Origin of the sequence: Microcoleus sp. C2D2 (genome assembly GCF_036702495.1) — a bacterium.
Classification (GTDB): domain Bacteria; phylum Cyanobacteriota; class Cyanobacteriia; order Cyanobacteriales; family Microcoleaceae; genus Microcoleus.
In genome coordinates this window covers 20158-38025 of the sequence record NZ_JAUBTO010000075.1, presented here as the reverse complement: position 1 = coordinate 38025, position 17868 = coordinate 20158, and the positions used below count along the sequence as shown (strand labels likewise).

General features: G+C 46.2%; 13 protein-coding genes. 8 read left to right on the top strand and 5 right to left on the bottom strand.

Annotation, left to right across the window (positions count from 1 at the left end; translation table 11 throughout):
- Positions 1-245 precede the first annotated feature (245 nt).
- Positions 246-725, bottom strand: coding sequence for a rhodanese-like domain-containing protein (locus QUB61_RS22460; RefSeq protein ID WP_333128119.1), 480 nt, complete (start codon positions 723-725; stop codon positions 246-248).
- 814 nt (positions 726-1539) lie between these two features.
- Between QUB61_RS22460 and QUB61_RS22455 the strand changes: the two genes are divergently transcribed.
- Genes QUB61_RS22455 through QUB61_RS22445 form a run of 3 tightly spaced genes read left to right on the top strand, consistent with a single transcriptional unit; the run spans position 1540 to position 5743 of the window.
- Positions 1540-2268, top strand: a complete 729-nt coding sequence (locus tag QUB61_RS22455) for a hypothetical protein (RefSeq protein ID WP_333128117.1) — start codon at positions 1540-1542, stop codon at positions 2266-2268.
- A 40-nt stretch (positions 2269-2308) separates the two neighbouring features.
- Positions 2309-4240: an ATP-binding protein gene (locus QUB61_RS22450; protein WP_333128115.1), complete on the top strand. Its 1932-nt coding sequence runs from the start codon at positions 2309-2311 to the stop codon at positions 4238-4240.
- A 42-nt stretch (positions 4241-4282) separates the two neighbouring features.
- On the top strand, positions 4283-5743 hold the full coding sequence (locus QUB61_RS22445) for a DUF1802 family protein (protein ID WP_333128113.1): 1461 nt from the start codon (positions 4283-4285) through the stop codon (positions 5741-5743).
- A 60-nt stretch (positions 5744-5803) separates the two neighbouring features.
- On the opposite strand, the gene QUB61_RS22440 is transcribed toward QUB61_RS22445, so the two are convergent.
- The 4 genes from QUB61_RS22440 to QUB61_RS22425 all read right to left on the bottom strand — a co-directional run bounded on the left by QUB61_RS22440 (position 5804) and on the right by QUB61_RS22425 (position 12007).
- Positions 5804-6520: a Uma2 family endonuclease gene (locus QUB61_RS22440; protein ID WP_333128111.1), complete on the bottom strand. Its 717-nt coding sequence runs from the start codon at positions 6518-6520 to the stop codon at positions 5804-5806.
- A gap of 176 nt (positions 6521-6696) precedes the next feature.
- Complete coding sequence (locus tag QUB61_RS22435; RefSeq protein ID WP_333128108.1) at positions 6697-7413, bottom strand: Uma2 family endonuclease; 717 nt, start codon at positions 7411-7413, stop codon at positions 6697-6699.
- A gap of 456 nt (positions 7414-7869) precedes the next feature.
- Entirely contained in the window at positions 7870-10881 is a 3012-nt protein-coding gene (locus QUB61_RS22430) for an EAL domain-containing protein (protein WP_333128106.1), read from the bottom strand.
- 292 nt (positions 10882-11173) lie between these two features.
- The gene (locus QUB61_RS22425) at positions 11174-12007 is read right to left on the bottom strand and encodes a prohibitin family protein (protein WP_333128104.1); all 834 of its coding nucleotides are present in this window, start codon (positions 12005-12007) and stop codon (positions 11174-11176) included.
- A gap of 652 nt (positions 12008-12659) precedes the next feature.
- On the opposite strand from QUB61_RS22425, the gene nfi reads away from it, so the two are divergent.
- The 5 genes from nfi to QUB61_RS22400 all read left to right on the top strand — a co-directional run bounded on the left by nfi (position 12660) and on the right by QUB61_RS22400 (position 17866).
- Entirely contained in the window at positions 12660-13313 is a 654-nt protein-coding gene (gene nfi, locus QUB61_RS22420) for a deoxyribonuclease V (RefSeq protein ID WP_333128102.1), read from the top strand.
- Positions 13314-13768: 455 nt separating this feature from the next.
- On the top strand, positions 13769-13996 hold the full coding sequence (locus QUB61_RS22415) for a KGG domain-containing protein (RefSeq protein WP_015175252.1): 228 nt from the start codon (positions 13769-13771) through the stop codon (positions 13994-13996).
- Positions 13997-14473: 477 nt separating this feature from the next.
- Positions 14474-15001, top strand: coding sequence for an FHA domain-containing protein (locus QUB61_RS22410; RefSeq protein ID WP_333128100.1), 528 nt, complete (start codon positions 14474-14476; stop codon positions 14999-15001).
- Positions 15002-15105: 104 nt separating this feature from the next.
- Complete coding sequence (locus tag QUB61_RS22405; protein ID WP_333128098.1) at positions 15106-17109, top strand: FHA domain-containing protein; 2004 nt, start codon at positions 15106-15108, stop codon at positions 17107-17109.
- Between the two features lie 328 nt (positions 17110-17437).
- Positions 17438-17866 (top strand): hypothetical protein, encoded by a 429-nt coding sequence (locus QUB61_RS22400; protein ID WP_333128096.1) that lies wholly within the window; start codon positions 17438-17440, stop codon positions 17864-17866.
- Positions 17867-17868: the final 2 nt, after the last annotated feature.

Sequence of the window (17868 nt, the reverse complement as noted above, 5' to 3'; positions counted from 1 at the left end):
GAGAATAAAAAAATAGACCACTTGAAAAAATAAATCGGACGGGCAAGATGCCCATCCCACAAAAAAAATAACTCTGGTGGGATGGGCATCTTGCCCGTCCCATCAATTCATGAAAAGGATTTTTGCAAGAGGTCTAATATAAGACGGATTTAATATAAGTTCGGATAGAAAAACCCGGTAACTTTTGCGATACCGGGTTTTTTAAGTGTCAGATTGTGCGGGCGAATCCTGCCGCCAATCTGAGGTTATTTCTTCGTTTTCTGGGTATCGGCGTGGTGTTGCAAGCGAGAGAAAACGTTGTAGGCGTCGGGGCCAGGAGTACCGTGTTCGTCAGAGCCGTCCATGTGGCCCTCAATGGCTTTCCAACCAGCAATTCCGCCTTTTAGTTCGGCTACTTTTTGAAAGCCTGCTGCGCGGAGAAGATTGGCAGCTTCGGCGGTTTGTTGGTCGTTTTCGCCGTAGATGTAGATGTCGCGGACGGGTTCTAGGCTGGCTTTTGCTCGCTCTACTAAATCTTCCATTGGCATCATTACGGCGCCAGTAATGTGGCTTTTGGTGAAGCTTTCAAAGTCACGAGCGTCGATGATTGTGAGTCCGGGTTCGCCCCACTCTAAACGGGCTTTGAGGTCGTGGCTAGATGCTTGAGCTTTTAAACCGGGAGGGGTGGGAGTAACGTCTGGAAGCTTTTCTTTGATGTCGGAAATTTGGTCGGGAATATTTTTCATCAGAAATATGGGTTTGAAACCCCGTCCTTTTAGGACGGCTTTACATTGAGTTAAAACCTTTGCGGGGTGGAGGGGTATGGTTGCCCCTCCAGTGAGGTATGGTTGCCTCAATCTCCTTTCGGAGTAAAGTTAGCTTCGCCAATGTTTTAAGAGCTTGTTAGGCTAGCAGCACTGTCTCAGTGACCTTAAGACTGTTTAACCGCTAGCGACAGAGCGAGGGACTAGCTACGCATCCCAGGGTGTCGTGACTCAAAAAACGTAGTCAATTAAGACTGAGGCCCGTCAGAACGGCTTGTTAGATTTCTCCTCCAAGCCTCATGCCTTTAGGCTGAGGTTCCTGACTGGTAAAGTGTTGTTGAATGTTTTGATTGCTATTGCAATGTAACAAGATGTTGAGGTTGAATTCGTCTTTCTAAAGGCTGAATCTGGCATTGAACTAAAGTCGCAGTTAAGCTGGGTTGCGGGTGGTTGACTAAGGTTGGGATCGCTACATTTGTTGAGTTTGCTAACTCGTCCCTGGCCCCGATCGCGATTGTTTTGATTGAAAAGTGCGATCGCTGGTATTTGCTGCGGATAATTTGAAGTGGGATAATTTATCCAACATTCTATTATATCTATCCACAAGTTTTTCGTCAATCATCATATTTTTTATAATCGAATTTTACTGTGGTGATGAGTGACAAAATTATCTAAGAATGAAATCTGCATAAGTAATTCGCAGGTTCCCTGGGGTGCTTGCGGAAAAGTTTAAATGTTTCCCAGCAAGGTTTCTGGTAAAATTTGATAGTAAAAACAAGTATTTAAAGGTATGGATATGCCGGAGAAAGATGAAATTGCGGTGTCTAAAACTTTGACGCCCGAAGAGCAAGCGGTTTGGGATGCTAAGGCGAAAGTTCGGGTGCTGCTGAATTTGTGGGATTTGGGCGGCGGGAAGATGATGGTTAAAAAGGGGGATTTGACTAAGCGGATTGTTCGCACTAATGAGACGAGTCAGAGATATGTGGGAGTTCTGGGCGAGTTGCAGGAATCTGGGGCGATCGAGTATTCGCTGGTAAATCGGGTGACGATGGTGGAATTGAGCGCTAAAGGGAAAGAAGTTTTAGCGCAGGGGATCAAAAGCCGGGATTCTCTGTTTGAGTTTGACGGTTCTCAAATCGGTACTCGGCTGGGAAATTCTTTGTTGAAGTGGATTCGGCATCAGGATGGTGCGGCGAGTGTTGCGGTTGAGAAAGGGAAGGGGGATGTAGGGGCGATCGCATCCTATGAGGATTTTAAGGCTGTGGCGCTGGATGTGTATGACAGCTTGAACCGGGATTATAACTTAGACGATTTAGTGCCGATTTATCGGATGCGTCGGGCGATCGGGGAAAGGGTAGGGCGATCGGAGTTTAATGAGTGGCTGTTGGAAATGCAGGCTAATGATATTTTTCAGCTTATAGGTGGTGAAATGACAGACATCACGCCCGATAAAGCTGAAGATTCCATCAAAACTAAACTTGGCGGAATACGCTACTACGCCAAACGTCTAAGTTCCGACAATTGACCTCAATCATTTCCTAGTTCTTTACCTCACACAAATTGCCATGACTAACTCTCCTGTTTCCTCTCTGGAAGACATTCATGCTGCTCTTTTGAATCAAAACCCATTTGCTAAACCGCCTTACCTTAACGCTAGCGATGTTTGGGGCCAAGATTTCTTTGATGTTGAGACTATAAATGCTCACGCTTCCGAGCCAATATTTCAGGCATTACAGCAAATTCACAGCCGTCAATACTCGACAACTTCAATTGCGATAACTGCTCAAGACGGAACAGGAAAAACCCACATTATTAGCCGCATTCGCCACCGCCTACAGGCTAAGGGAGGTGGATTGTTTGTCTACGCTAATAAATATGGCGACCTCCGGCAAATTAAGCAAGGTTTCCAGCGAATTTTAGCCGAAAGCCTAGGAAAAATTGGCTGGCAAGGGGTGAAACAGTGGCAGGAACTAGCAACAGCAATGAGCAATGATGCTTTAAAGGCTGGTACATCAAATCCTAAAGTTTATTCTCCTCCTGATTTAGTTGAGAAATTTAAGAAGGGCAAACCATCTCAAGTAAAGAAATGGGTCAAGGATCTAACAAAAGCATTTTTGCAAGTCAAGGATGTCAGCGATCCGGATATTGTCAAGGCGATTTTCTGGACTCTCTTTGATGAGCAATCACTTTATGCAATCAAATGGCTGGAAGGTCAAGAGCTAGCTCAATACAAATCTAATGAACTGGAATTGCCCGCTCAACGACAATCCTTTGAGGCGGTTCTACAAATCTTAGATTTAATTAGTGAATATAAGGAACTTGTCATTTGCTTTGACGAGTTAGACACGCCTGATGCCTACGACGATATTAGCGGCTTGCACATTAGCCAAATTGTTGCTGGGTTAATCAAAGATTTGCTACAAAACCTCAGCCGTGGTCTAATTCTCAGCGTTATGATGCCTGCTCAGTGGAGTAACAGAATCAAGCAGTTACCGGGTGGAGTTTACAATAAGGTTTCGGCTCATGGGAATCCGATTGACTTGAAATACATGGACGATAAATCAATTGTTGATTTGGTGTCAGTGTGGTTAAATAAGTATTACGAAAATCGCAACTTAGTTCCTCCCAATCCAGTTTACCCCTTCACTGAAAGTCAACTCAGCAATCTGGGCAAAGGAGAAACTATTAGACAGGTTTTACAGTGGTGTAAGGATAACTGTCATCCTCCTACTCAGACTGACGCGGGAGATGAGAATGAGCCAGAAGCGACTGACCCGGTAGAAATTGCTTTTACAAAAGAGCTAGAGGATGACTTTGGAGATTATTTAGAACAGACATATCTGCTTGCTGATGCTATTCTATTTGGTTTCGAGGCAGTGATTGGCAAGACAGTGGACAGGGTGACAGTTCAAACAGTTACAGATAAAGTCACGAAAAAAGGTGCTAAAAAAGATGTTTACATAAATTTCAAGGTAATTGGCACAGAAAACGGAAAAGATGTCTGTATTGGAGTAGCAGTGCTTCAGTATGCTGGTGGCAGATCGTTGGGCGCTGGATTAAGAAGGTTAAATGACTATGAAACCTTTGGTTTGACTCGCAGTTGTTTGGTTCGTTCCACAACAAAAAAAATTACTAAACACCTAGAGAAAACATATCTTGAACCCCTTATTAGAGGTAAAGGTGGAGAATTTGTGCCACTCAAAGAAGAGGAAATCAGACCGCTGATAGCTATTCGGGCTGTTCATAAGAAGCGCGAAGTAGACTATAAGGTGAGTGAAGAGCAAATTTTTCAGTTTATTGCGCAGAAAGGTGCTGAAAAAATGCTGGGAGTGACCAACCCTTTACTTAAAGAGATTCTCAGCGATCCGTCCTATCAGGTTCCTGCCGATATGATTGAAGATGAACCTGTAGCTGTAGCAGAGTCTATTGTTTCTGATTTATCAGAAGAAGAACAAACAGAAGAGGCGATCGACAATTTGCTCACTGAGTTTAATTAACACAGCAAAAACTATTCACTTCATATTGGCACAAATACTCTCATGTCGCTAGTCAATATTGACAGGGCTATCCGTTTGCCGGCCCCAGACGTAGAAGCTTTAATTCAAGGGCGAACGATCGCAGCCCTAGTTTGGCGGATGTTTAATCCGGGAGAACAATATGCACTTTATCCTGGTATTATTTCAGGTAATTTGCCTTGCGATCGCTCTTATCGATCGAGCTTTTTACCCGTTGCTCAAGAGGCACTTGCTCAGTTAGATTCAGATAAAGTTTCGATCACAGCTTGGGCTAGGTGCGAATTGTGCCAAATGGTGAATGAGTCTGAATCATTAGAGGCTTTGTCGCGGTTAACAGTCTGGAGAACAGAGGCATTACAGCAAATTCTCCAGCAGCGTCCTTTTATTTTTGTAGCTTACCTGCGGGTTTATTTGCTACCTCAGCCGCTGGAAATGCCAGTGCATCCCAGCGGCAATTTTGTATCTTTGCCCAAATCCCTAAATGTTACTGATTCAGCGCCAGTGTTGAGCGAGTCTATCTTTGCCAAACGCAGTCAAAAGCTGAACAAACTAGAGCCTCCTGAACATCCTGAATTGGAAGATTTGCAAAGTGCATTAGTGCATTTATCCACCACCAACCCAAAAGCCCAACAACTAGACGCAGAAATTAAAATGTTTCTAGGTTGGTCGGAAAAATTACCCACAACACAACCAGACCCGGATTTAGCATGGATAAGTGCGATCGCACTTATCGGAAACTCTAGCGATGGTAATACATTTGAAAAGTTAGTCCGCAAAAGTTTTATCAAGCTAGGATTTGCCAATTCTAACAATAAACCAGAAGCTAGCCTCAATCCAGAATCAACAGGCGGTGCTGGCGGATTAGATTTCTACTGTGAAACTCCCTATCAGGTAGTGGGAGAATGCAAAGCTACCAAAAGTGAAACCGTAGCTGATGGCACGCCAGCGCAACTTATCAAGTTAGGACATAAGCATCTTCAGGAACAATACAACTGCTGTATTAAGATAATTATGGCGGCTGGTCAGCTAAATAGACACGCTAAACTAACTGCTATCGCAAACCACATGAACGTAATCCGCCCGGAAACATTGCAAAGATTAGTTGAATTGAAAGCTAAGCAACCAGGTTCGATCGATTTATTACAGTTAAAACCTTGTTTGGAACAACAGCCGTTTGGTGAGGAAGCCGATGCTAAGGTTAATCGCTATATTGATGATGTGCGGGAAAAGCTTAAAGTGCGATCGCACATAGTTCAGCTAGTCAAAGACTTTTTGGAAAGAACAAAATCAACAAGTGTTGAATTTAATCAGCTTCACGGTGCTTATGCCTTTTCTATGTCGCCCCAACCTTTAAAATATGAAGAAATGCACCAAATTTTAATAGAACTTTCCTCGCCATTGACGGGTTACTTAGGGCGAATTAAAGGAGACAATTGGCAAAGCGATCGCTTTTATTTCCTGCGCGACTTGCCGCTAGATAATTGAGATACGTCAAGGGCAATTCCCTTCGGGATAGCTTCGCTCGCGCGTACTTGATCCAATTTCCTACACAGCATCAGGATCTACGCCCAATTCCCGCAACCTCGCAGCCAATCTTTCAGCTTTCTGCAATTGAGCTTGTTCTGCCTTAATTAACCCTTCCACCAATGGCGGATCTAAAATTTCATTGACTGATAATCTCAGATTGGGAAATACTACAGATACCATTTCCTCACCCGGCAAGAAATCTGTATACGTGTAACCATCTTCACCTTCAATCAATGCAAAAAGCCGGATTTTTTGCTTGCCAGTTTTAGGGTCAACAATGCAATATTCTGGCACATTCGCTAATTCGTACTCTCCACGTTTGATTACGTAATCTTCGCGGCGATTTTCGCTGACTACTTCTACCACTAACAGCGGCTTTTCATCAAATTCGAGGATACCTGCACCTGGTCTAGCAGCAGCTTGTTCCAAAAGACTTTGAGTGCAGACAACTACATCGGGAATCCGAGATTTATCTTCATCTGTTCTCACTCCCAGACCCGTTTTTACTACTAAGTCGAGATTGTGTTCAGCTAGGTAACGCTGCAACTGGTAAACTAAATATTCGCAAATTTTGATGTGTAAAACTGTTGCTGTTGGCATCGGGATTAATTTGCCTTTGTACAGTTCATATTTTACATCAGATTCTCCTTGATAAACTCTGTATTCTTCAAAGGTCAATGTGGGCGAAGTATCGAGTTTTGTTTTTGCGACTGCTGGCACAACAGATTGAGACATATATTTTTACCTATCTCGATAGTTTGCTATTATACTCAATTTTGATTTTAACAGTATAGGCTTCGGTTAGGCAAAGATCGCCCTGATTGACTCCACGACTTGCCGCTAGATGATTGAGATACGCCAAGGGCAATTCCCTTCGGGATAGCTTGGCTTCACGTACTTCATCCAATTTCCTACACAGCATCAGGATCTACCCCCAACTCCCGTAACCTCGCCGCCAACCTTTCAGCTTTCTGCAATTGAGCTTGTTCTGCCTTAATTAACCCTTCCACCAATGGCGGATCTAAAATTTCATTGACTGATAATCTCAGATTGGGAAATACTACAGATACCATTTCCTCACCCGGCAAGTAATCTACCTGTGTATAAACGTCATCACCTTCGGGAAATGCCATAACTCGCACCCGCTGTCTGTTTTGTGTCGGATCGACAATCACATATTCCGGCACGTTAGCCTGTTCGTATTCTGTTCGTTTAAGTACATAATCGGCTCGCCGATCTTGGCTCACTACTTCTACTACAAATAAAGGTGTTTCGCTCAAGTCTAAGATGCCAGAACCGGGTCTGGCAAGAACTTGTTGCCACAAACTTTCAGTGCAAACAACTACATCGGGAATGCGGGATGTAGCATCTTCTGTTCTGACTCCCACAGAAGTTTTTACGACTAAATTCAGATTATGTTCAGCTAGGTAACGCTGCAATTTGTAAACCCAAAATTCGCAGATGCTTGTATGTAATGCGCTGGCCGTTGCCATCGGTATTAATTTGCCTTTGTACAGTTCGTATTTTACATCGTCCTTGCTTTGATAAACTCTGTATTCTTCAAAAGTTAATGTGGGCGAAGTATCGAGCTGTTTTTCTTCGACTGCTGGCACAACAGATTGAGACATATATTTTTACCTATCTCGATAGTTTGCTATTATACTAAATTGTAATTTTAACACTCAAGGCATTGATTACGAAAAGATCGATCGCCCTTATTGACTAATACGCTTGGGCCCGAGCCAGATCCCCCCTAGCCCCCCTTAAGAAGGGGGGGACAAGAACTTACTCAAAGTCCCCCTTCTTAAGGGGGATTTAGGGGGATCTCCGAGAGATAAACAGTTTTAACTGAACCTTATTGCCTTATTGACAATCAAGCAATTTGATCGGGGGCCCCCGGATTCATTCGTAGAGCGAGAAAAAAGCTCCGAATCCCGATCGCCAGCCCCCGGATTTATCAGTAGAGTCGCTTTCTTCAATCTAAAATCTAAAATCTAAAATCTAAAATCGTGTGATTCTCTAATAAGCGCACCCCGCAAGAGTTTTAATATTTTTCAAAATACAAGTTAAATATTTGGTTCAGCTCACCATTTGGGCGATCGGCGCAATAAGGCTGTAGCTGCCTCGCTATCGAGAGGTTTAGAGAAAAAGTACCCCTGACCGTACTCGCAGCCGATCGCGCGCATTTGAGCCAATTGGACGGCGGTTTCGACACCTTCTGCCACCACCTCCATCCCCAAACTGCGCGCCAGCATGACGATCGCCCGCACGATTTCCAAATTTTCGCCCGTGTCTCCGACGCGGCTGACAAAAGAGCGATCGACCTTCAAAATATTAATCGGGAACTTGTGCAAATAACTCAGAGACGAATAACCAGTGCCGAAATCATCAATGCACAGCTCAATCCCCAAGTCTCTCAACTGCGAAAGCATCGCCGCCGCCGCTTCCCCATCTTTCATCACCACAGTCTCAGTAATCTCCAACTTCAAACAGCGAGCGTCAACACCCGTTTCCAGCAAAACTTGCTTAATTTGCTCGATCGACTGCGGTTCGGAAAACTGCCTCCCGGAAAGATTTACTGCTACGGTCAATCGCGAATTTCCCACAGGTAAATTCAAACTCTGCCACTTGATAATTTGGCGGCAGCTTTCGTTCAAAACCCACAAGCCCAAAGGCATAATTAACCCTGTTTCCTCCGCCATCGCAATAAATTCCATCGGGGAAACTAAACCCCGTTCCGGGTGCATCCAGCGCACCAGCGACTCAAATCCGACAACTGAGCCAGTTTTCAAACAAACGATCGGCTGATAATAAACAGTAAAAGGACATTCCAATTTAAAAGTATCCAATTGCGGTTTCGGACGATCCAACTTCCGGTCTATTTCGCCCAGCGGCGAGTTTTCCTCCCCCGCCCCACCTACCAAATTCACTATCGAATATTTCAAATTCAGCTCTTCAACCGACTCCCGCAAATCGTTTTCCAAGTTCATCAAAGCCACAGCCCGAGTGTGCATCGAACTGGTAAACACTTCGTAGCGAGCTTTACCGAGAGCTTTGGCGCGGTACATCGCAATATCAGCATCGCGCAAAATATCTCCCGGCCACTGATATTTCTCGGTATTCAAAGCAATGCCGATGCTAGCAGTAATTAAAACTTTATTACCTTCCAAATAAAGCGGTCGTTCGATCGCCTTGAGAATTTCCTTTGCTTGGGCGATCGCCTCATCAACACCATTAATTTCCTCCAGCAAAATCACAAACTCATCTCCCCCCAGACGCGCCGCCGTATCGCCAGGCCGCAAACAAGTCAAGAGACGGCGAGCCACAGCCACCAACAGCCGATCGCCCGTGCGGTGTCCCTGGCTGTCATTAATCACCTTAAACCTGTCCAAATCCAGAAACAGCACGGCAAACTGATAGCTGGGATGCCGTTGGGCGCGGGCAAAAGCTTGCCCCAACCTGTCAGTCAACAAAGCGCGGTTCGGCAACTCCGTCAGCGCATCGTGCAAAGCATCGTGCAACAATTGGTCTTCAGCCACCTTGCGTTCAGTCACGTCGTGACAGTTGACCACAATTCCCCGCACCGAAGGTTCCTCGAGCAAATTCGTCGCCACCGCTTCTAACACGCACCAGGAACCGTCCTTGTGCTGCACTCGATATTCCGCCAATCCCAGGCTAACTCTCGGCATTTGGATGACACCTTTGAACACTTGATCCACCATCGGCAATTCGTCAGGGTGAATCAAGTCAAATACAGACCGGCCGAGCACTTCCGCCGTCTGGTATCCCAAAATCCGCTCTTGGGAAGGAGAGACATAGCGGCAAAAGCCTTTCTCGTCGAGAATCACAATAATGTCTCTAGCATTTTCAATCAACGATCGAAAGCGCTTCTCGCTTTGCCGCAGCTCTTGTTCCGTGCGCTTGCGATCGGTAATATCGGTATTCATGTAAATCAGACCGACAATTTTCCCTGTGCGGTCTTTAATAGCATCGGCCCGCAGCAGGACTTGCAAAATTTGGCCGCTTTTAGTGCGGTTGGTAATTTCACCTGACCAAGAATAACCCTGGGCGATCGTGTCGAGTACCTCGCGTGCGACTGCGGGGTCAGCAAAAACTGCCGATATACCTCCGGCTAGCTTAAATTCCTCGGCGGTTTCCCATTCAAATAGCTGAGAAAACGCTTGATTTTGATAGATGTGAGTGCCGTTGGCATCGCTGATGCCGATCGCATCGCTCGAACTTTCCACCGCCTTGCGAGTCAGCACCAGAGCTTCTTCTGCCCGCTTGCGCTCGGTAATGTCTATCCCTACCAGACAAGCTGCTTTGCCCTGATCGTACTTTTTAGCCACAATCAAATAGTATTCCGCCGACTGTCCGCCGTCGGTTTTCACCAGAGCGCTGAGTTCTTTAACCGTTTCCGTAGCGTCGCCGGCAAAAAACTCCACCACAAAAGAGTTAAAATCCGAGCTAGCGGCCAGAAAACCGATATCTTGGCCGACAAAAGCCGACTGCGGCAAACCGTGCAGTTTGGCTAAATGCTGGTTAACCCCCAAATAGCGCAAATCCGAGCTGATCCAAGATACTGTTCCCGGAACTGCTTCCAAAATCGTTTGCAGTTGGTCGTTAGCTTGCTGCAATGTTTCCTGCACTTCACATATGCCTTCGGACAAGTCCGACTGAACTCCTACGAAGTGAGTCAAATTAGCGTTGTTGTCTCGCACGGGAGATAGCGACAATTTGCTCCAAAAAGGAGTGCCGTCTTTGCGGTAATTTTTGATTGTTGTCTGGAGTTCTCGACCTTGGCGCAAGGCCTCGCGGATCTTAGCGACGGTAGTTCGATCCGTATCGGGGCCTTGCAAAAATCGGCAATTGCGCCCCAAGATTTCACTGGCACAGTAACCTGTCAGCCGTTCAAAGGCCGGATTGCAATAAATTATGGGACAATCGGGTGCATTGGCGTCAGCAATGACAATGCCACTGCTAGTAGCTGCCAAGGCTCGATCGCGCAGCCACAGTGCTTCTGATGCAGAATGGCGATCGCCGGCACCCCCCACTTCATCTAAATTAGAAATTGACTGGTTCTCCCGATCTCCCATCAGCCAAACTTTCAAGCAAACCTTTACAATTTCCGAGTTGCTTATTACTTTAGCGTTTTTCAGGGTTCGCGCCACGTAAATTCTATATTGGTATTTAAGTAAGCGGGATTTAACCTCAGTTGTTAGTTGTATTTTCTACGCTTGCTGTTGGGTCTTTAAAAAAGCACATCTTCACATCCTCCGTGAAAACCCTGAATTTCTCCCCCCCTCAGACCCTCACCCCCTCACCCCTTCTCCCCCTTTTCCCTTCTCCCCTTCTCCCGGCGCCCTAGCAATCACGGTCCGCAGCAGCTTATTTAACACCAGTTGCAGCTTGAGAGTTCGGCGGCGCAATATTAATTAACGGCAAAGTTCCGCCTCCTCCCATTACTGTTGGAAACTGGCCGTTCCATTTTTCAATCGCTTGCTGCTGCAAAATTTCGGAAGTTAAAGTTTGCCGCTGCAAGCGCTGAGCTTCTGCTTGACCTTTAGCGCGGTTAATTTGGGCTTGAGCATCTTGGGTTGCTTTTTGAACTGCAAATTCTGCCTGTTTGGCTTCTTGTTCTGCTATCTGTTTGGCTTCGATGGCTTTGCTAAATTCTGGCGAAAAGCCAAAATTTATTAACGAAACATCTCTGACGATGACGCCGTAAGGTTGCAAACGCTTTTTGAGGCTGTTGTCGATTTCTGTTTTGAGTTCCGTGCGCTTAGTGATAATTTCTTCTGCTGTTTTTTTAGAAGTTGCTGCTTTGAGAACTTCTGAAATTGCCGGACTCAGAATGCTGACAACAATTTGTTCTTCGTCTCCTACTTGTTGGTAAACTTGATTTACTTTGGCGGGGTCAACATTCCAGTTGACTGCCAAATCTGTAGTAATGCTTTGCAAATCTTTGGATGCGGCATCTGCTTTCATATCAGTTTTTTGTACCCGCACGCTCAGAGTTTTTACAGAGGTGACGATCGGTAAAATCGGGTGGATGCCTTCATCTAAGATCGTGTCTTGAACTTTGCCGAAGCGCATCATGACGCCGCGTTCCCCTGCGCCGACGAGGGCAAAAGGTTTTAAATTTAAGGCGGCGATGATGAACACGATGCCACCGACGATGTAGAGTGCTAGGTTGTACCGAACACTTTGCATTGTTTTCATATGTTAATTCAGCTAGGTTGTGTTACTGGATGTTAGTTGTCTATTGGCTCTTATCTAAGATTATAACTTCCTGTTAATGATGCAACAACTCATAAATTTATTTATTTTTTTCATAAAAGTCATAGGATTTTAAGGGTCGCAAAGCCTCTTAAATCAAAAAAATATTAGATTGCCGTTACATTGAGGCTCTGGTACGAACAATGGCATTTGTACCTAGCTGAAATTATTGATGAATAAATGTTTCAATTATCTTGACAAGGAGGAGGATTTTAGATAAAGAAGAAGTAAATAGATAGCTCGATCGCTCTGGGACAAGCTATAGCATGAAAATCGGAAAGATAAATCTTTCTAGAAAGCTAAAAAATCAGCATCAAATAGGTATTTTTTGTAAATTTTCAGTAGAAAAGTGGAGGTGAGCAGGGGTGCAATCTTTGCGGGTTGGCGCAAGCCGCGAAAAATAGAATTTCACTCTCCGATGTACAGACTCTATTTGTAGAATGAGCCTCGGCCCGCCTTACTCAAACCTCCCGAGTATAAAGAAAGACTCCTTACGCAAGTTGTGAATTTATAGCGTAAAAGGATAAAAATCTGAGTTTAAAAATGCCAGAAAATAAGTTAAGGTTAGATGAGAACGGTTAAATAAAGATGTCTAATGTTCCAGCGACACCCTTGGCCGCAGACAATTGAAGAGGCGATCGCCATTCAAGAACAGCTTCGGTCAGAGGTAATTACCGAAAATCAACTTGAGACAGTTCGGTACGTCGCAGGCGTAGATGTCGGCTACGACAGTGCAGACGAGGTATCCCGGGCCGCTGTAACAGTTCTGAGCTTTCCCGACTTGCAGTTGCACCAGCAAGCTGTGGTTCGCAGTCCTACAACTTTTCCTTACATTCCCGGTTTCTTGTCTTTTCGAGAAGTGCCGGCAGTCCTTGAGGCTTTGGAAAATATCAGTTTGAGGCCAGACTTGATATTGTGCGACGGTCAAGGACTAGCCCATCCCCGCAGGTTCGGTCTTGCCTGCCATTTGGGGGTTTTGACAGGAATAGCCACGATCGGAGTTGCCAAAAATCGATTTATGGGAGAACATTCAGAAGTCGGACTCGACCGGGGCAGTTGGCAACCCTTGCTGCTGGAGGGATCAACGGTAGGGGCAGCGCTGAGGACGCAAACAGGAGTAAAACCGATTTATGTTTCGATCGGTCATAAGGTAAACTTGATAACTGCGATCGAGTATGTCCTGCGCTGCGCCCCAAAATATCGCTTACCAGAAACAACTCGATCTGCAGATCAACTAACATCGGGATAACTGGCAAGCGCCGAAGGCATCAAAAAAAAAAGTAAAAAGACAAAAAAGCAACCCTCTTTAGACTTTTAATTTTTGAGGTGTCGCGGTGAAGTCGAAAAATCCTCTGAGTCTACCCCCAATCAGCTTTGGCTTCCATCCTTCCAGCGAACTAAAGGATGACTATACCTGAGAAAGAGGTATAAAAGTTGGGGGGGTTTATAGAATGAATGAAAGACAGTAACCTGCTTAAACATTGGCGGCTCTAACTATAGTGCCCGGGCGTGAACTATTTATAGTTCACATTTGTAAATTATGAAAGAGTCATCCTGCGAGTTAGACCAAAAGCTTAGATTCGTCTGATGAGGTTTCATAATTTACCGTCGGATATCTCACCACGCTCGTGGGAGTACCCGCGACAGTGGGAGGCGAAGGCGCGATCGAGCTAAAAAATCAGAAAAAAAAACAAGGAGACAGTCATGGCTGAGAAAAGCAAACGCGGATTCGCTTCTATGGATGCAGAAAAACAGCGCGCAATTGCTAGCAAAGGCGGAAAAGCTGCACACGAGAAAGGAACTGCACACGAATTCACCCCTGAAGAAGCCAGAGAAGCTGGCCAAAAAGGCGGCGAAGCTGTCAGCAGAAATCGGGAACACATGGCTCAAATTGGTCGCGAAGGCGGTCGGAAAAGCCGCAAGAGCGAATAAGTCTCTCAACGCTGGCTCTGCAACGAAAGATTACACGGTTGCAGTTTGAGAGATTGCACTAGGACACTGAGCGTTTGAGGAGGTGGGGCGATCGAATTTCCCGAGGTAGTTCGAGGGCCCAACCTCCAAAATTCGTTACTAGCGCACCACAGCTTCGCAAATCTGAAAACCCCACAGCAATTAGTTTTGAGCAATCGCTGGCGAAGCGGGAACGGCAAATTTTTAACCAAGCTGCACTGGGGTCAATAATTTTGCAGGAAAGAAAAGCTCGCCAGCGCGAGTCAGTCTCTCAAAAAAAGACCATAGGAGCACAAAAAGCCCCGACTTCGGGGCTTTTTTGTTTAGCTGTACATAATATTTTCCGAACGCAAGATCGACTCCGCGTCAATAATTCTAATTAAGTTTTTTGGTGAGGAAGTCCGTCCTCAAAATAAATCAGCTAATATTTTTTTATATTTTTGAGCAAACTATACAATCATGACAGACCAGCTCACTTTAGCATGGACAGAAGCTGGGGTGCGTCAAACTCAGACAATTCACAACGGACAGCCGAGCAAAAATCCCGGAAGCGTCAGGCTCGGGCGCGATCCGGCGAAGTGCGATATAGTATTGTCGCATCCCAGCGTATCGGGTCTACACGTTGAAATATTTTTTAATCAGGAATTGCACGAGTATGCTGTGCGGAATTTGCGCGAAAGCAATCCGCCGCTGGTAGACGGAAAAATTCTCCCCCGAGGCGAAGCAAAATTGAGATTGGGAAGCCGCATCCATTTAGGCGAAGTGGAAATCGAGGTGGTGAAGGTGACAGAGGTGCAGGTAGCCGCGCCGCAGACAGTTTTGCTGGGACCTGCCGCACAGGGTAACTCTGGGGCTACGGGGCCTTCAAAATATGGTTTGCAGTGTCCCAAGTGCAGCCGAATTTCGCCTTACGCGCAGTTGAATGCGGGGTGTCCGTGGTGCGGTACTTCTTTGGCGGCGGCGGCGAGTGTGATGCTGTCTCCCTGAAAGTTTGAAAAAGGGAAAATCAGGGTATCCGCTAAAGACTCTCAAATTCAAAAATCTTTTTTGCAGAAAGCTCAAAGCCGACGGCTGATGTTTAAAAAATAATCATGAATTCTCAACCCTTGCGCCTGCGACTGACTTGGACAGATACAGCTACGGGGGATTGTCGATCCCCGATACTCGACTTACCCATCGCTTTGGGACGAATTTTTGAAGCTATGCCGGCCACAATCAACGGGGAACGAGTTTCTCGAATTGCGCTCAGCAGCAGTCAAGTTTCTCGCTTTCACGCAGTGATTGGCACCGAAGGCGAAAGTATCGTACTCACTGACACGGGTAGCCGCAACGGTACTTTTGTCAACGGCGTTCGCCAAACCCGGTGCGTGCTGGCAAACGGGGATATGCTGCAAGTTGGACCCTACGCGATCGGCATTTCTTTTGCTGTTAATTCCCCAGAAACGCCGTCTGTCAATTCTCACATTTTCTTTAACCCGCAGACCAATGGGCCAGACCCTGCATTGGGGCCGCAAATGGTGTCGCAGGTTCCTCAAAAAAGTAGTAGGGGAGAATTTCCGCCGCTCGCATTTTTGCACGCTTCTAAAATGAAAATGCGCTCGCTCGAATCTATGGGACTCCCTGTGACAGAAGTTGAGTGGGCTGCCGTTGGCGGGGGTTTGGGCAGCTTTATTTGGGTGGATTTGCTGAGAATTTGCGGCGTGAAAATCGATCGAATTGCGGTTTTGGGCATGGAAAACCAGCCTTACGCCCGCTACCTGCGTCTGTGCCTGAATTCTCAAATTCCGCTGCGGGAACGCCTGCGATCGAATTCTGACTCTTGTCCAGACAACATTTGGGGGTCGCCTCCCTATGCTTTGCGGGAAGCTTGGCAGGAATTGCTCAAAGGGCGTTTGGGAGTATCACTGATGTTGATGTGGCAGGTGTTTGCTGAACCGACTTTTGCCGAAACTTATACGCCTCGCGCGGGGAATGTGTTTGATTCTATTGACAGGGAAGTCGAGAGAATTGGGTGGAATCAGATGTTTCGCTACGGTAGAGTGCGGGGAATTCGCAAAACAGATGACGGCAGGTACGCGATCGCTTATTCTCGATCGAATGCCTCGCGCCGCGACCACGCTTTTTTAATCGCCAAATACGTACACTTAGCCACCGGCTATCCCGCCATTCAATTTCTGCCCGACTTGCAAGCTTACCGCGAAAAAACCCAGGATTTTGAGTCGGTTGTCAACGCTTACGAAAGCCACGACGGCGTTTACGAAAAATTGGAGGCCAGCGGCGGCAGCGTGTTAATTAGAGGCCGGGGAATTGTGGCTTCGCGCGTGGTGCAGCGGATTTACGAAGCGCGGCAGCGGAACCGCAACATTCAAGTATTGCATTTGATGCGATCGCCCAAACCCCAAGGCAACAAATTTAAACTCGCTCAGCGCAGCGTCGAAAATCACTACGAATTTCAACCTTTCAACTGGCCGAAAGCTTGCTGGGGCGGGGAACTCCGCGTACTTTTGGAACAAGCCGCCCCCGAATTTCGCCCGCAGTTGCTCACAGACTGGGGCGGCACTACTACAGCCAAGCGCCGGGACTGGCGGCGGATTGTCAAAGAAGGTTTAAGTCAAGGATGGTATCAAATTACCTTCGGGGAAGTCGAGCGAGTCGAGCGCGACAGTCAAAACCGCACGGTGACGTACATTCAGGAGAAGGAACTCAAGGGGCAAATTAAGTTAGAGGCTGATTTTATTATTGATGCTACGGGTTTGGACGCTAAGGTAAAAACCAGTCCCCTATTAAACGATTTGGTAGCTCAATACAATCTTCCCCTCAACAGTTTGGGGCGGCTGAGTGTTAACAACGATTTTGAAGTGCCCGAATTGCGCAACACTTCTGCTAGCAACGGAGAAGGCCGGGTATACGCAGCCGGCGCGATTACTTTGGGAGGGCCTTACGCGCCCGTAGACAGTTTTTTGGGCTTGCAATACGCCGCCTTGCGTTCGGTTGAAAGTCTGGCCGCCAACCGAGCTCCGGGTGTCCGGAAATTGAGCGTTTGGCGATCGTTCGTGCAGTGGTGGAAGTGGATTTTAAATAAATCTCCCGACTAACTTGGAGGACGAAGTTCGGCAACGAGCCATGTACGGGATTTAATAGATTTAACGGAGACATTGCACCATGTTCAATAGGTTTTTTAGGGCCGGGTTCTCCTGCCCACCCCACAATAAAACTCACTCTCTGTGGAACAGGCATCTTGCCTGTTCTTGACAATAGTGCAAGATGTGAGATTTAACTGATTTAAACGAACGAACTTCGCCTTCAATCTAAAATCTAAAATCGAACGAACTTCGCCTTCAATCTAAAATCTAAAATCTAAAATCTAAAATCGAACAACCTTCCCATTCAATCTAAAATCTAAAATCTAAAATCTAAAATCGTATGACTCCCACCTTATTCGGCCGCTGGCAAACTCGGTTATTGCTATTTTCAACCGTAGGCGTTTTAGTAACGCTGCCCTTTTTTATAGGTTTAATGACCTCCAAATCCGGAGCAATTTTTTTCTGGGTTTTAGGGTATGTAGCGATTTTTGGCATCGGCTGGGATGCTTTATATATTTCGATCCAGCAGTTCCGCTGGGATCGAGATTGGCCCGGCGCGTTTCAATTGCTCGCTGGGATTTGGGAGGCGCTTTTTGTGTTATTTTTAATCAAAATTATCGGTTTGCCCGGCATACCGACACAAGATTTTGACTTGGGAGCTTTTGTTTTGCATTACAGTTTAGTTTGGCTGGCTATTTATCTGGCGTCGCAAACACTGATGCGGATTTTCTTTCCCTACTGGCGTTTCCGAGGCGGGCAATGGTTGTAATA

Excerpts from the sequence above, each read along its gene's own strand:
- QUB61_RS22460 (WP_333128119.1), bottom strand. The coding sequence starts at position 725 with ATGAAAAATATTCCCGACCAAATTTCCGACATCAAAGAAAAGCTTCCA.
- QUB61_RS22455 (WP_333128117.1), top strand. The coding sequence starts at position 1,540 with ATGCCGGAGAAAGATGAAATTGCGGTGTCTAAAACTTTGACGCCCGAA.
- QUB61_RS22450 (WP_333128115.1), top strand. The coding sequence starts at position 2,309 with ATGACTAACTCTCCTGTTTCCTCTCTGGAAGACATTCATGCTGCTCTT.
- QUB61_RS22445 (WP_333128113.1), top strand. The coding sequence starts at position 4,283 with ATGTCGCTAGTCAATATTGACAGGGCTATCCGTTTGCCGGCCCCAGAC.
- QUB61_RS22440 (WP_333128111.1), bottom strand. The coding sequence starts at position 6,520 with ATGTCTCAATCTGTTGTGCCAGCAGTCGCAAAAACAAAACTCGATACT.
- QUB61_RS22435 (WP_333128108.1), bottom strand. The coding sequence starts at position 7,413 with ATGTCTCAATCTGTTGTGCCAGCAGTCGAAGAAAAACAGCTCGATACT.
- QUB61_RS22430 (WP_333128106.1), bottom strand. The coding sequence starts at position 10,881 with ATGGGAGATCGGGAGAACCAGTCAATTTCTAATTTAGATGAAGTGGGG.
- QUB61_RS22425 (WP_333128104.1), bottom strand. The coding sequence starts at position 12,007 with ATGAAAACAATGCAAAGTGTTCGGTACAACCTAGCACTCTACATCGTC.
- nfi (WP_333128102.1), top strand. The coding sequence starts at position 12,660 with ATGTTCCAGCGACACCCTTGGCCGCAGACAATTGAAGAGGCGATCGCC.
- QUB61_RS22415 (WP_015175252.1), top strand. The coding sequence starts at position 13,769 with ATGGCTGAGAAAAGCAAACGCGGATTCGCTTCTATGGATGCAGAAAAA.
- QUB61_RS22410 (WP_333128100.1), top strand. The coding sequence starts at position 14,474 with ATGACAGACCAGCTCACTTTAGCATGGACAGAAGCTGGGGTGCGTCAA.
- QUB61_RS22405 (WP_333128098.1), top strand. The coding sequence starts at position 15,106 with ATGAATTCTCAACCCTTGCGCCTGCGACTGACTTGGACAGATACAGCT.
- QUB61_RS22400 (WP_333128096.1), top strand. The coding sequence starts at position 17,438 with ATGACTCCCACCTTATTCGGCCGCTGGCAAACTCGGTTATTGCTATTT.